This window comes from Pseudomonas sp. 2FG (genome assembly GCF_005502935.1).
Taxonomy (GTDB): Bacteria; Pseudomonadota; Gammaproteobacteria; order Pseudomonadales; family Pseudomonadaceae; genus Aquipseudomonas.
The window spans coordinates 179299-190975 of record NZ_SCMP01000010.1; the positions used below are offsets into that span (position 1 = coordinate 179299).

The window sequence follows — 11677 nt, forward strand, 5'->3', positions numbered from 1 at the left end:
GGTGTGGGTAGCGAGTATACAGACTGGCTGAACACTACTGCGTTTGCTGCGCGGTTGGCGAGTCGCCGGCTCTGCGGCTAGGCGTGCAGAGGGTTGGACGGGGAGGTCGGTGTACGCTTCCCGGCTGTCGGCCAGTGCTGCCCGGGTCCTGGCCTAGAGCGGTTCCAGCGGCAGATGGGCGCGAGCGGTGACCCGCAGGGATGCGGGAAATGCCGCGAGCCCGCCGGGAGCGGGCGCGGCCCGGGGCCTCAGTTGTCCAGCTGGTCTTGCGCTGCGGCCAGATGCAGCGGCTTGCCGGCTTCGTGGGCCAGGCGCCGGGCCTCGTCGAGCAGGCGCCGGCCAACCCCGCGTCGGCGGGTGAGCTTGCGCACGCAGAGGTGGGATAACCGCCAGTGCGACTCCCCGCGCTCGAGCAGGGCGGCGCCGAGCAGGCGGTCATTGAAGCGCCCGGCGATCAAGGTGCCCTGTTCGATCGCGCTCTCGAGCAGCCTCTCGGCATCGCGGTAGGGGGTCAATAGCCAGGCCGGCGCGTCGGCGTAGATCTTCGCCAGGTCGCTTCTGTCCTGGGCCGACGGTGCGCTGACGACTTCGACGAATACGGGCATGGCGCGGCTCCAGGTGGCGGTTCGGGTGGGCGGGCGCGAGTGTAAACCGCAGCGACCGCCGCCGGTAGCCGCGTCGAGCCTCGCCGCCCTATAATGGGCGCCTTTTCCGTGAGCATTTTGTGGAGCTGGTGATGGCCGAACGTACGGCGTCCGTCGAGCGCAACACCTTGGAAACCCAGATCAAGGCCTCGATCAATCTGGATGGCACTGGCAAAGCGCGCTTTGCGATTGGCGTGCCGTTCCTTGAGCACATGCTCGACCAGATCGCCCGGCATGGGCTGATCGACCTGGATATCGAAGCCGAGGGCGACCTGCATATCGATGACCACCACATGGTGGAAGACGTCGGTATCACTCTCGGCCAAGCCTTTGCCAAGGCCATCGGCGACAAGAAAGGCATAGTCCGCTACGGCCACGCCTATGTGCCGCTGGACGAAGCCTTGTCGCGCGTGGTGATCGACTTCTCCGGCCGCCCCGGGTTGCAGATGCATGTGCCGTTCACCCGTGCCAGCGTCGGCGGCTTCGATGTCGACCTGTTCCAGGAGTTCTTCCAGGGCTTCGTCAATCACGCCCAGGTCAGCCTGCACATCGACAATCTGCGTGGGCACAACACCCATCACCAGATCGAGACCGTCTTCAAGGCGTTCGGCCGCGCGCTGCGCATGGCCGTCGAACTGGATGAGCGGATGGCCGGGCAGATGCCGTCGACCAAGGGTTGCCTGTGATGCAGACGGTGGCGGTTATCGACTACGGCATGGGCAACCTGCATTCGGTGGCCAAGGCCCTCGAGCACGTCGGGGCCGGGCAGGTGCAGATCACCAGTGACGCCAAGGTGATTCGCGAAGCCGATCGCGTGGTGTTCCCCGGCGTCGGGGCGATTCGCGACTGCATGGCGGAGATCCGGCGTCTCGGTTTCGATGAGCTGGTGCGCGAAGTCAGCCAGGATCGGCCGTTCCTCGGCATCTGCGTCGGCATGCAGGCGTTGCTCGAGCGCAGCGAGGAGAATGGCGGGGTCGACTGCATCGGTCAGTTCCCCGGCCAGGTGCGGTTCTTCGGCAAGGACATGGTCGAGGACGGCGAGCCGCTGAAAGTGCCGCACATGGGCTGGAACGAGGTCGCGCAGACGCTGGATCACCCGCTCTGGCACAACATTCCGGACCTGGCGCGTTTCTACTTCGTGCATAGCTACTACATCCAGGCCGGCAACCCGCGGCAGGTCGCCGGGCGTGGTCACTATGGCGTCGACTTCGCCGCGGCCCTGGCCGATGGCCCACGCTTCGCCGTGCAGTTCCACCCGGAGAAGAGCCATACCCATGGCCTGCAGCTGCTGCAGAACTTCGCCGCCTGGGACGGGCGCTGGTAATGAGCCGGGCCAAGCACAGGGCGCCAAGCCTGAGCCTCGACACCGCGCAGGAGGCTGTGGCGGTGGCGGCGATCAAGGACTTCCTGGAAGAGCGCTTCGAGCTGCAACTGGGCTCCTTCGAGGCGCAGGAAGTGCTCGAGCTGTTCACCCGCGAAGTGGCGCCGCTCTTCTACAACAAGGCGATTAGCGATGTGCAGGCGCACCTGGCCGACAGGTTCCTGAGCATCGAAAGCGACTTGTGGGCGCTCGAGAAGAGCTGACCCTTCACCGATTCCAAGAACTGAATTCCAAGACTTGAGCAGGTTCGACTGATGCTGATTATTCCCGCTATCGATCTCAAAGACGGCGCCTGCGTGCGTCTGCGCCAGGGCCGCATGGACGACTCCACGGTGTTCTCCGATGACCCGGTGAGCATGGCCGCCAAGTGGGTCGACGCCGGTTGCCGGCGTCTGCATCTGGTCGACCTGAACGGCGCCTTCGAAGGCCAGCCGGTCAACGGTGAAGTGGTCAACGCCATCGCCCGGCGCTATCCGCAGTTGCCGATCCAGATCGGCGGCGGCATTCGTTCGCTGGAAACCATCGAGGCCTACGTCAAGGCCGGCGTCAGCTACGTGATCATCGGCACCAAGGCGGTCAAGCAGCCGGAGTTCGTCGCCGAGGCCTGCCGCGCCTTTCCGGGCAAGGTGATAGTCGGGCTGGACGCCAAGGACGGTTTCGTCGCCACCGACGGCTGGGCCGAAGTCAGCACGGTGCAGGTCATCGACCTGGCCAAGCGTTTCGAGGCCGATGGCGTGGCCGCCATCGTTTATACCGACATCGCCAAAGACGGCATGATGCAGGGCTGTAACGTGCCCTTCACGGCGGCCCTGGCCGCGGCGACCCAGATTCCGGTGATCGCCTCCGGTGGCATCCATAACCTCGGCGATATCCGCGCCCTGCTGGAGGCCAAGGCGCCCGGGATCATCGGCGCCATCACCGGCCGGGCGATCTACGAAGGCACGCTGGATGTGGCCGAGGCGCAGGCGTTCTGCGACAGCTACGCCTGATTAGCGGGTAGATGTAGGCTGGGTAGAGCTTTGCGAAACCCAGCTTCGGATTGATATACCGCTGGGTTTCGCTGTGCTCTACCCAGCCTACGAGAGAGCATCACCATGGCCCTCGCCAAACGCATCATCCCCTGCCTCGACGTCGACAACGGTCGCGTGGTCAAGGGCGTCAAGTTCGAGAACATCCGCGATGCCGGCGACCCGGTCGAGATCGCCCGCCGTTACGACGAGCAGGGCGCCGACGAGATTACCTTCCTCGACATCACCGCCAGCGTCGACGGCCGCGACACCACGCTGCATACCGTCGAGCGCATGGCCAGCCAGGTGTTTATCCCGCTGACCGTGGGCGGCGGGGTGAGAACCGTGCAGGACATCCGCAACCTGCTGAATGCCGGGGCGGACAAGGTCTCGATCAACACCGCGGCAGTGTTCAATCCGGAGTTCGTCGGCGAGGCGGCGCAGCGTTTCGGCTCGCAGTGCATAGTCGTCGCCATCGACGCGAAGAAGGTTTCGCTACCTGGCGAGGCCCCGCGCTGGGAAATCTTCACCCACGGCGGGCGCAAACCCACCGGCCTGGATGCCGTGCTCTGGGCGAAGAAGATGGAAGAACTCGGCGCCGGCGAGATCCTGCTGACCAGCATGGATCAGGACGGCATGAAGAACGGCTTCGACCTTGGCGTCACCCGTGCCATCAGCGAGAGCGTTGGCATTCCGGTGATCGCCTCCGGTGGCGTCGGCAATCTGGAGCATCTGGCGGCGGGCATCCTCGAGGGCAAAGCCTCGGCGGTACTGGCGGCGAGCATCTTCCATTTCGGCGAATACACCGTGCCGGAAGCCAAGGCTTATCTGGCCAGTCGTGGGATTGTGGTGCGCTAATTGCCCAGGCCAAAACCCAGGACCGGCGCCGGCGCTCGATGTTAGCTACTGCTAAGTCTGTATCTGACTGGTCGGTCGCATTTTTCCAGCCAAGGCTGGGCGTCGACAGTGGAGCTGGGTATGCTGAGGCGGTCTGTCCACCCCATAAAAAAGAAGAGAGTCGCTATGTGTAAACGCCTATTGCTTGCGCTGACTGGCACCTTATTAGTGCTTGCCGGCAGTGCCCGCGCCGAAGTGGACGAGCACTACAGTGTCGTCCTGCTGACCGAAAACTTCCCGCCGTACAACATGGCAATCAACGGCAAGAACTTCGCCCAAGAAGACAATATCGACGGCATCGCCGTGGATATCGTCAAGGAAATGTTCAAGCGTGCCGGGGTCAAGTACAGCCTGACGCTGCGCTTCCCTTGGGATCGGATCTACAAACTGGCGCTGGAAAAGCCGGGCTATGGGGTGTTCGTCACCGCCCGTCTGCCGGAGCGTGAGCAAGCGTTCAAATGGGTCGGGCCGATTGGTCCGGACGACTGGATCATGCTGGCCAAACCTGACAGCAAGATTGCCTTGAACAGCCTGGAAGACGCGAAGCAGTACAAGGTCGGTGCCTACAAGGGCGACGCCATTGCCGAATACCTGGTACAGCAAAAGCTCGAGCCACTGACCGCGCTGCGCGACCAGGAAAACGCCAAGAAGCTGGAGAGCGGGCAGATCGACCTGTGGGCCACCGGCGATCCGGCCGGGCGTTATCTGGCCAAGCAGGAAGGGGTTTCCGGGCTGAAGACCGTGCTGCGCTTCAATAAGGCCGAGCTGTATCTGGCCCTGAACAAAGAAGTCCCGGATGAAGTGGTACAGAAGCTGCAGGGTGCGCTGGACAAGATGCGCAGCGAAGGCTTCGTCGACGAGATTCTCAGCAGTTATCTGTAATACCAGCTAGACGCAGCACCGGGCCGGCTTAGCCGCGGCCATGGCCAGGGATGGCAACGAGACGAGCATTCCGTGGCTGAGCCTTGGCTGGCTGCAGGAATGCCCCCGACCACAATAACAAATCATGCGGGCGCTCCTAACCATGCTGAAACTATTCAAACGCACCCTGTTGCTGGGCCTGATCCTGGCGGCGGCAACGGCTCGAGCCGAATTGCCGGCCGACTACAAGATCGTGCTGCTGACCGAGAATTTACCGCCGTTCAACATGGCGGTGGATGATAAGAACTTCGCCCGTGACGAGGGTATCGACGGCATCAACGCCGACATCGTCCGCGAGATGTTCAAGCGCGCCGGGATCGGCTACACCCTGAGCCTGCGCTTCCCCTGGGACCGCCTGTATCGGCTGACCCAGGACAAGGCCAACTACGGGCTGTTCTCCACCACCCTCACCGCCGAGCGGCAGCCGTTGTTCAAATGGGTCGGGCCGCTGACCAAGACCGAATCGGTGCTGCTGGCCGCGCCGGGTAAGACGCTGAGCGTGCCTAGTCTGAAGGAGGCCGGGCAGTACCGGATCGGCGCCTACAAGAACGATGCGGTCAGCCAATACCTGGAAAGCCAGGGGTTGCAACCGATCAACGCCCTGCGTGATCAGGAAAACGTGAAGAAGCTGACCAGCGGCAAGATCGACCTGTGGGCCACCACCAACCCGGTGGGTCACTATCTGGCCAAGCAGGAAGGCGTCAGTGGCCTGACCACGGTGTTGCGCTTCAACGAGGCCGAGCTGTATCTGGCGCTGAACAAGGACACCCCGGACGAGGTGGTGCAGCGCCTGCAGAAGGCCCTGGACGAGCTACGTGCCGAGGGCTTTATCGAAGGCGTCACCGGCAACTATTTGTAAGAACCTGTTCACGATCCGCTGCGGGCACGGCACTGGGCTGTGGCTCGCACGATCTTGAACGGTTTTCTAAGGCGTCGCCCAGTAGGAGCGGATAAATCCGCTCCTACTGGGGAGTCGCTTATTCGCCGCGGGTCACGCTCAGGCCTTTCAGCAGGTTGAGCGCTTGATCGAGCTGGAAGTCATCGTCCTGCGGGCGTGGCTGTTTGCTCTGCGCTTTGTCCTTGCTGCTCGGTTTGTCCGCGCCGCCGTTGCCGTTGCCCAGATGCCCGGCGAGGTCGGCTTCCTTGAAGCTTTCGCCATCCTGCTCGCGGGTAATCTTGGCGCGCGTCACTTCGATATCCGGCACTATGCCCTGGGCCTGGATCGAACGGCCGTTCGGGGTGAAGTACAGCGCGGTGGTGATCTTCAGGGCGCGCTCGTTACTCAGCGGCAGCACGGTTTGCACCGAGCCTTTGCCGAAGCTGTCGGTGCCCATCAGGATGCCGCGTTTATGATCCTGCAGGGCGCCGGCGACAATTTCCGAGGCCGAAGCGCTGCCGCCGTTGATCAGCACCACCAGTGGCACCCCTTCGCTGGCATCGACCGGGTCGGCGGAGAAGCGCAGTTCGGAGTTGGCGATGCGGCCTTTGGTGTAGACGATCAGGCCCTTCTTGAGGAAGTGGTCGGTGACTTCCACCGCTGATTGCAGCACCCCGCCGGGGTTGTTGCGCAGGTCGAGCACCAGGCCGCGGAGTTTCTTGTTGCCATTGTCTTTCCTCAGCTTGGTCAGGGCCTTGCCCACCTCATCGCCGCTGTTGACCTGGAACTGGGTGATGCGCAGGTAGCCGTAGCCCGGCTCGAGCGTCAGACTTTTCACGCTCTTGACCTTGATCACCGCACGGGTCAGCTCCACGTCAAACGGCTGGCCGCCTTCGCGTACCAGGGTCAGGACGATCTTTGCGCCGGCTTTGCCGCGCATCTTGTCCACGGCCTCCATCATCGACAGGCCCTTGGTCGGCTCGCCATCGATCTTCACGATCAGGTCGCCGGGCTGGATGCCGGCCTTGGAGGCGGGCGTGTCGTCGATCGGCGAAACCACTTTGACGAAGCCATCTTCCAGCCCGACTTCGATGCCGAGGCCACCGAATTCGCCGCTGGTGCTTTCCTGGAGCTCGGCGAAATCTTCCGGGCCGAGGTAGGCCGAGTGCGGGTCGAGGTTGCTGAGCATGCCCTTGATGGCATTTTCCAGCAGGGTCTTGTCGTCTACCGGTTCGACATAGGCCGCCTTGATTCGGTCCAGGACCTCGGCGAAGGTGCGCAGCTCATCGAGCGGCAGCGGCGCTTTGCCGTTCGTCGCAGCTGCTGGCGCGGCGGCCTCGTCGGCTTGAGCGGCATGCAGCAACGGCGCGCCGATCACCAGCGCGATAGCCAGGGCCAGAGCCAAAGCCGGAAACATAGGGCGGGACAAATGCGGCATATCGAACGGACTCCAGTAATAGGTGGCGTGGCGCTTATCCTTGCGCGCGACACCATTGTGCCGGATCGCTAGGGCGACCCTGCTGACGGATCGCAAAATACAGCGCCGGCGTGTCTTGGCCGCCGCTGGTGCCGACGGTCGCGATCGGCTCGCCGGCTTTGACAAGGTCGCCGGCGTCTTTCAATAAACTCTGGTTGTGGCCATAGAGGCTCAGATAGCCGTTGCCATGGTCGAGAATGACCAGAAGCCCGGCGCCCCGCAACCAGTCGGCAAAGACCACGCGGCCAGCGTGTACGGCGCGCACTTGACTGCCGGCGGAGGCGCCGATCAGCACGCCATCCCAGCTTGTCCGAGCGTCGCCGCCGCGAGGGGTGCCGTAACGGGCGACCAGGCGGCCATCGACCGGCCAGGGCAACTTGCCGCGGCTCTTGGCGAAAGGGCCGCCGTGGATGGCGCCGGCACTGGAAACCAAGGGGCCGCTGACGGATTTGCTGGCCGTGGGGCGCGCCTGTTGTGCCGCCAGTTGCTGCTGCGCCAGTGCGCGTTGGCGCGCCTCTTCGGCGGCTTTGGCTTCGCGGGTCTGGCGGGCGAGGGTCTCTTCGATGGTTTTCAGCACGCGGCCGAGCTCGGCGTGCGCCTGCTCGCGGGCCTTAAGCTTCTGGCCGCGTGCGCTGGATTCCTGGTTCAGCTTGGCCAGCGCCAGCTGGCGCTCCTTGCGGGCTTGCGCCAGTTGTTCGCGGCGCCCCTCCAGCGCGCTTTTCTGCTCGGCCAGTTGGGCTTGTTGGGCGGCGCTATCGCGCTCGACATTGGCCAGTTGCCGGAGGGTTTCGTTGAAGGCGTCGAGCTGTTCCAGGCGCGCCTGATTGAGGTAATCGTAATAGCTCAGGGTGCGGGAGAATTTTTCCGGGTTTTGTTGGTTCAGCAGCAGTTTGAGGTATTCCTGGCGGCCACTCTGGTAGGCGGCCCGTGCCTGAATGCCAATCAGGCGTTGCTGTTCAAGGCGTGCGCCTTCGAGTTTTTTTTTCTCGCTATCCAGGCGCTGGATCTCGGCTTCACTTTTTTCTAGCTCTTGCTGCAGGGCTTTGACCTGCTTTTCCAGCTGGCCCATCTCGGTTTCCGTGCCGCGCAGTTCTTTCTGCACGCCGGACTTTTCCTGCGCCAGCTGCTTCAGCAGCTTCTTCAGCTCGCCGATATCCTGCTGCGCAGCATCCAGCTGCTTCTGGGTCTCGGCGCGTTGATCGGCCATTACCGGGCTGAGCAGGCAAGCGAGGAAGACGGCAATCAAGGTGCGGAGCATGGGGTGGGCGATACCGGGGGAGGGCGACGCCCTAGTATGCCCGCGGCGGGCTGCAAAAAAAACGCCCGCAAGCCTGAGCGGGCGGAGGTTTTTTGGCGCGGGAAAGGTCGCGGCGGATAACGCCGTGGGTTATTCGCCCTAGACCGGGGGTTGGCCTAGGGCGAATAAACGGCGCAGTGCTTTAGCCGCCGTTGGACTGCAGATTCAGAATCGTGCGGCCGGTCATTTCTGCCGGTTGTTCCAGGCCCAGCAGATGCAGCATGGTCGGAGCCACGTCGGCTAGCACGCCGCCTGTGCGGATGCTCAGCGAACGCTTGCCGACATAGATGAACGGCACCGGCTCACAGGTATGCGCGGTGTGCACCTGGCCGGTGCATTCGTCCTCCATCTGTTCGACGTTGCCGTGGTCGGCGGTGATCAGCGCTTCGCCGCCCACTTTGTCCAGCGCCGTGACTATGCGGCCGACGCAGCTGTCCAGGCATTCCACGGCCTTGACCGCAGCCTCGAACACGCCGGTATGGCCGACCATGTCGCCGTTGGCGTAGTTGACGATGATCACGTCATAACGCTGCTGTTCGATGGCATCGACTATGCGGTCGGTGACTAGCGGCGCGTTCATCTCCGGTTGCAGGTCGTAGGTGGCGACTTGCGGCGAGGGGATGAGGATGCGCTCTTCACCTTCGAACGGCTCTTCACGGCCGCCGGAGAAGAAGAAGGTGACGTGGGCGTACTTCTCGGTTTCGGCGATGCGCAGCTGGGTCTTGCCGTGTTTCGCCAGGTATTCGCCGAGCACGTTGTCCAGGCTGGCCGGGGCGAAGGCGCTGGGCGCTTGGATGCTGGCGGCGTACTGGGTGAGCATGATGAAGCCGGCCAGCTCGGGCTGGCGAGCGCGGGCAAACGCCTTGAAGTCCGGCTCGACGAACGCCCGGGTCAGCTCGCGGGCACGGTCGGCACGGAAGTTCATGAAGACCACGGCATCGCCGTCTTCGACTGTTACCGGGGCGCCGATGCCGGTGGCCTTGACGAATTCGTCGCTTTCGCCGCGGGCGTAAGCGGCCTCCAGGGCGGCGAGGGCGCTGTCCGCCTGGAACTGGGCCTGGCCGTCGACTATCAGCTTGTAGGCGGCTTCGACGCGATCCCAGCGGTTGTCGCGATCCATCGCGAAGTAGCGGCCGATGATCGAGGCGGTGCGGCCTTTGCCGAGCCTGGCGAAAGTGCTGTCGAGCAGTTCCAGCGACGGCTGGGCGCTTTTCGGCGGGGTGTCGCGGCCGTCGAGGAAGGCGTGCAGGTAAATCTTCTCGGCGCCGCGCCGGGCTGCCAGCTCGGCCATGGCCACCAGGTGATCCTGGTGGCTGTGCACGCCACCGTCGGACAGCAGGCCGAGGATATGCACGGCCTTGCCGGCGCCGACGGCTCGATCCACCGCGCAGGTGATCGCCGGGTTGTCGAAGAACTCGCCATCGCGGATCGCCTTGGTCACCCGGGTGAAGTCCTGGTACACCACGCGGCCCGCGCCGAGGTTCATGTGGCCGACCTCGGAGTTGCCCATCTGCCCGTCCGGCAGGCCAACGTCCATGCCGCTGCCGGAGATCAGGCCATTCGGCTGGGTGGCGCGCAGGTGATCGTAGACCGGCGTGTTGGCGGCGTAGATGGCGTTGTATTCGGGGCTGTCACTGTGACCGAAGCCGTCCAGGATGATCAGAACCAGGGGTTTGGGCGTGGCAGTCATAGATCCGGCTCGCTTTTGGCGTGGTGGTCAAAAAGGCTGGGCATTTTAAAGCCAAGTCAGGGCAGCGTCACCGCCGGGCGGGGTTTGGCCGACCTTTGGGGCTGTGTATACTGGCCGACATTTTACCGTCCTGGAACCTCTTGATGCTCGCTCACCTGATTGAATTTGCCACTACCCACTATGTGCTCAGCGGTGTGTTCGCGGTGCTGCTGGCCTTGCTGATCTTCACCGAACTGCAGAAAGGCGGTCAAAGCCTGAGCACTCGCGAGCTGACGGCGCTGGTCAATGGCGAGCAGGGCCTGGTGCTCGACGTGCGCTCGAACAAGGACTTTGCCAGCGGGCATATAGTCGGTGCGCTGAATATTCCTTACGAAAAAGTCGCCAGCCGTGTCGCGGAACTGGACAAGCACAAGGCCAAGACCCTGATCGTGGTCGACGCCCTGGGCCAGCATGCCGGTACCGTCAGCCGCGAGCTGAAGAAAGCCGGTTTCAACGCCGCCAAGCTGTCTGGCGGGATTGCCAGCTGGCGTGGCGACAACCTGCCCTTGGTGAAGTGAGATGCCGTCCGTCGTCATTTATTCCAGCGATTGGTGCTCTTACTGCACTCGCGCCAAGCAGTTGCTGGCGAAAAAGGGTGTGCCCTTCGAGGAGATCAGCGTCGACGGCAAGCCCGAGGTGCGCGCTGAAATGACCCGCAAGGCGCGCGCCACCTCGGTGCCGCAAATCTGGATCGGCAGCACCCATGTGGGCGGCTGTGATGACCTCTATGCCTTGGAGCGCGCCGGCAAGCTGGATGCGTTGCTCGAGGCCTGAATTTTTGTAGAAACCTAAGGATAAGAAGGCTCTGCTATGACCGAACAAGTGACCAACGGCGCCGCTCAAGGCGACGAGAACCCACAATTTTCCCTGCAGCGCATCTATGTGCGTGACCTGTCCTTCGAAGCGCCGAAGAGCCCGGAAATCTTCCGTCAGGAGTGGAGTCCGAGCGTTGCTCTGGACCTGAACACTCGGCAGAAGTCTCTGGAAGGTGACTTCCACGAAGTAGTGCTGACGCTCTCCGTAACGGTTAAAACCGGCGACGAAACCGCGTTCATTGCCGAAGTGCAGCAGGCCGGGATCTTCCTGATCAAGGGGCTGGACGCCGCGTCGATGAGCCACACCCTCGGCGCGTTCTGCCCGAACATTCTGTTCCCGTACGCGCGCGAGGCCCTCGACAGCCTGGTGGTGCGTGGTTCGTTCCCGGCGTTGATGCTGGCACCGGTGAATTTCGACGCGCTCTACGCCCAGGAGCTGAGCCGCATGCAGGCGGCCGGCGAAGTCGCCTCTGCGGCTCAGCACTGAGTCGTTGCCGCACAAAAAAAGCGCCCATGGGGTAATGCCAGTCAGTTAAGCCCTTTCGCTTGACCTTGGGCCGCAAGAAATCAAAATCCGATGCCTGAATTGGCATCGGATTTTTTATGCGTCTCGCTCGGGCACTGCAACTGAC

14 protein-coding genes are annotated in these 11677 nt (G+C 63.3%); 10 read left to right on the forward strand and 4 right to left on the reverse strand.

What is annotated here, in order from left to right:
* Nucleotides 1–248: 248 nt before the first annotated feature.
* Complete coding sequence (locus FFS13_RS12450) at nt 249–605, reverse strand: acetyl-CoA sensor PanZ family protein (RefSeq protein ID WP_137819404.1); 357 nt, start codon at nt 603–605, stop codon at nt 249–251.
* A 131-nt stretch (nt 606–736) separates the two neighbouring features.
* Here FFS13_RS12450 and hisB point away from each other — a divergent pair, with 131 nt between their 5' ends.
* From hisB to FFS13_RS12485, 7 genes are all read left to right on the forward strand, one after another.
* The gene (gene hisB / locus FFS13_RS12455; protein WP_137819405.1) at nt 737–1330 is read left to right on the forward strand and encodes an imidazoleglycerol-phosphate dehydratase HisB; all 594 of its coding nucleotides are present in this window, start codon (nt 737–739) and stop codon (nt 1328–1330) included.
* The gene (gene hisH, locus FFS13_RS12460; protein WP_137819406.1) at nt 1330–1968 is read left to right on the forward strand and encodes an imidazole glycerol phosphate synthase subunit HisH; all 639 of its coding nucleotides are present in this window, start codon (nt 1330–1332) and stop codon (nt 1966–1968) included. The genes hisB and hisH overlap by 1 nt, the downstream gene beginning before the upstream one ends.
* Nucleotides 1968–2228 carry a DUF2164 domain-containing protein gene (locus FFS13_RS12465; RefSeq protein ID WP_137819407.1) on the forward strand — a complete coding sequence of 87 codons (261 nt, stop codon included), beginning with the start codon at nt 1968–1970 and terminating at the stop codon, nt 2226–2228. Before hisH ends, FFS13_RS12465 begins: the two co-directional genes overlap by 1 nt.
* Before the next feature lie 51 nt (nt 2229–2279).
* A complete protein-coding gene (gene hisA, locus FFS13_RS12470) occupies nt 2280–3014 on the forward strand; it encodes a 1-(5-phosphoribosyl)-5-[(5-phosphoribosylamino)methylideneamino]imidazole-4-carboxamide isomerase (RefSeq protein ID WP_137819408.1) in 735 nt (244 codons plus the stop codon).
* A gap of 105 nt (nt 3015–3119) precedes the next feature.
* Nucleotides 3120–3890: an imidazole glycerol phosphate synthase subunit HisF gene (hisF, locus tag FFS13_RS12475; protein WP_137819409.1), complete on the forward strand. Its 771-nt coding sequence runs from the start codon at nt 3120–3122 to the stop codon at nt 3888–3890.
* A 165-nt stretch (nt 3891–4055) separates the two neighbouring features.
* Nucleotides 4056–4811 carry an ABC transporter substrate-binding protein gene (locus tag FFS13_RS12480; RefSeq protein ID WP_137819410.1) on the forward strand — a complete coding sequence of 252 codons (756 nt, stop codon included), beginning with the start codon at nt 4056–4058 and terminating at the stop codon, nt 4809–4811.
* A gap of 142 nt (nt 4812–4953) precedes the next feature.
* Nucleotides 4954–5709, forward strand: a complete 756-nt coding sequence (locus FFS13_RS12485) for an ABC transporter substrate-binding protein (protein WP_137819411.1) — start codon at nt 4954–4956, stop codon at nt 5707–5709.
* 118 nt (nt 5710–5827) lie between these two features.
* Here FFS13_RS12485 and FFS13_RS12490 read toward each other — a convergent pair whose 3' ends face one another.
* From FFS13_RS12490 to gpmI, 3 genes are all read right to left on the reverse strand, one after another.
* Nucleotides 5828–7165, reverse strand: coding sequence for a S41 family peptidase (locus FFS13_RS12490; protein WP_137819412.1), 1338 nt, complete (start codon nt 7163–7165; stop codon nt 5828–5830).
* A 34-nt stretch (nt 7166–7199) separates the two neighbouring features.
* Nucleotides 7200–8462, reverse strand: coding sequence for a murein hydrolase activator EnvC (locus tag FFS13_RS12495; protein ID WP_137819413.1), 1263 nt, complete (start codon nt 8460–8462; stop codon nt 7200–7202).
* A 181-nt stretch (nt 8463–8643) separates the two neighbouring features.
* On the reverse strand, nt 8644–10191 hold the full coding sequence (gpmI, locus tag FFS13_RS12500) for a 2,3-bisphosphoglycerate-independent phosphoglycerate mutase (protein ID WP_137819414.1): 1548 nt from the start codon (nt 10189–10191) through the stop codon (nt 8644–8646).
* Nucleotides 10192–10334: 143 nt separating this feature from the next.
* On the opposite strand from gpmI, the gene FFS13_RS12505 reads away from it, so the two are divergent.
* From FFS13_RS12505 to secB, 3 genes are read left to right on the forward strand one after another with little or no spacing between them, the layout of a single operon-like run.
* Nucleotides 10335–10748, forward strand: coding sequence for a rhodanese-like domain-containing protein (locus FFS13_RS12505; RefSeq protein ID WP_137819415.1), 414 nt, complete (start codon nt 10335–10337; stop codon nt 10746–10748).
* A gap of 1 nt (nt 10749) precedes the next feature.
* Nucleotides 10750–11004 carry a glutaredoxin 3 gene (gene grxC, locus FFS13_RS12510; protein ID WP_137819416.1) on the forward strand — a complete coding sequence of 85 codons (255 nt, stop codon included), beginning with the start codon at nt 10750–10752 and terminating at the stop codon, nt 11002–11004.
* Nucleotides 11005–11040: 36 nt separating this feature from the next.
* Nucleotides 11041–11532 carry a protein-export chaperone SecB gene (gene secB, locus FFS13_RS12515; RefSeq protein WP_137819417.1) on the forward strand — a complete coding sequence of 164 codons (492 nt, stop codon included), beginning with the start codon at nt 11041–11043 and terminating at the stop codon, nt 11530–11532.
* The last annotated feature ends 145 nt before the right edge of the window (nt 11533–11677 follow it).

Bases quoted from the DNA above. Each gene is read 5' to 3' on its own strand.
- FFS13_RS12450 (WP_137819404.1), bottom strand. From the start codon at position 605: ATGCCCGTATTCGTCGAAGTCGTCAGCGCACCGTCGGCCCAGGACAGA.
- grxC (WP_137819416.1), top strand. From the start codon at position 10,750: ATGCCGTCCGTCGTCATTTATTCCAGCGATTGGTGCTCTTACTGCACT.
- FFS13_RS12495 (WP_137819413.1), bottom strand. From the start codon at position 8,462: ATGCTCCGCACCTTGATTGCCGTCTTCCTCGCTTGCCTGCTCAGCCCG.
- secB (WP_137819417.1), top strand. From the start codon at position 11,041: ATGACCGAACAAGTGACCAACGGCGCCGCTCAAGGCGACGAGAACCCA.
- hisH (WP_137819406.1), top strand. From the start codon at position 1,330: ATGCAGACGGTGGCGGTTATCGACTACGGCATGGGCAACCTGCATTCG.
- gpmI (WP_137819414.1), bottom strand. From the start codon at position 10,191: ATGACTGCCACGCCCAAACCCCTGGTTCTGATCATCCTGGACGGCTTC.
- FFS13_RS12490 (WP_137819412.1), bottom strand. From the start codon at position 7,165: ATGCCGCATTTGTCCCGCCCTATGTTTCCGGCTTTGGCTCTGGCCCTG.
- hisF (WP_137819409.1), top strand. From the start codon at position 3,120: ATGGCCCTCGCCAAACGCATCATCCCCTGCCTCGACGTCGACAACGGT.
- FFS13_RS12485 (WP_137819411.1), top strand. From the start codon at position 4,954: ATGCTGAAACTATTCAAACGCACCCTGTTGCTGGGCCTGATCCTGGCG.
- hisA (WP_137819408.1), top strand. From the start codon at position 2,280: ATGCTGATTATTCCCGCTATCGATCTCAAAGACGGCGCCTGCGTGCGT.
- hisB (WP_137819405.1), top strand. From the start codon at position 737: ATGGCCGAACGTACGGCGTCCGTCGAGCGCAACACCTTGGAAACCCAG.
- FFS13_RS12465 (WP_137819407.1), top strand. From the start codon at position 1,968: ATGAGCCGGGCCAAGCACAGGGCGCCAAGCCTGAGCCTCGACACCGCG.
- FFS13_RS12505 (WP_137819415.1), top strand. From the start codon at position 10,335: ATGCTCGCTCACCTGATTGAATTTGCCACTACCCACTATGTGCTCAGC.
- FFS13_RS12480 (WP_137819410.1), top strand. From the start codon at position 4,056: ATGTGTAAACGCCTATTGCTTGCGCTGACTGGCACCTTATTAGTGCTT.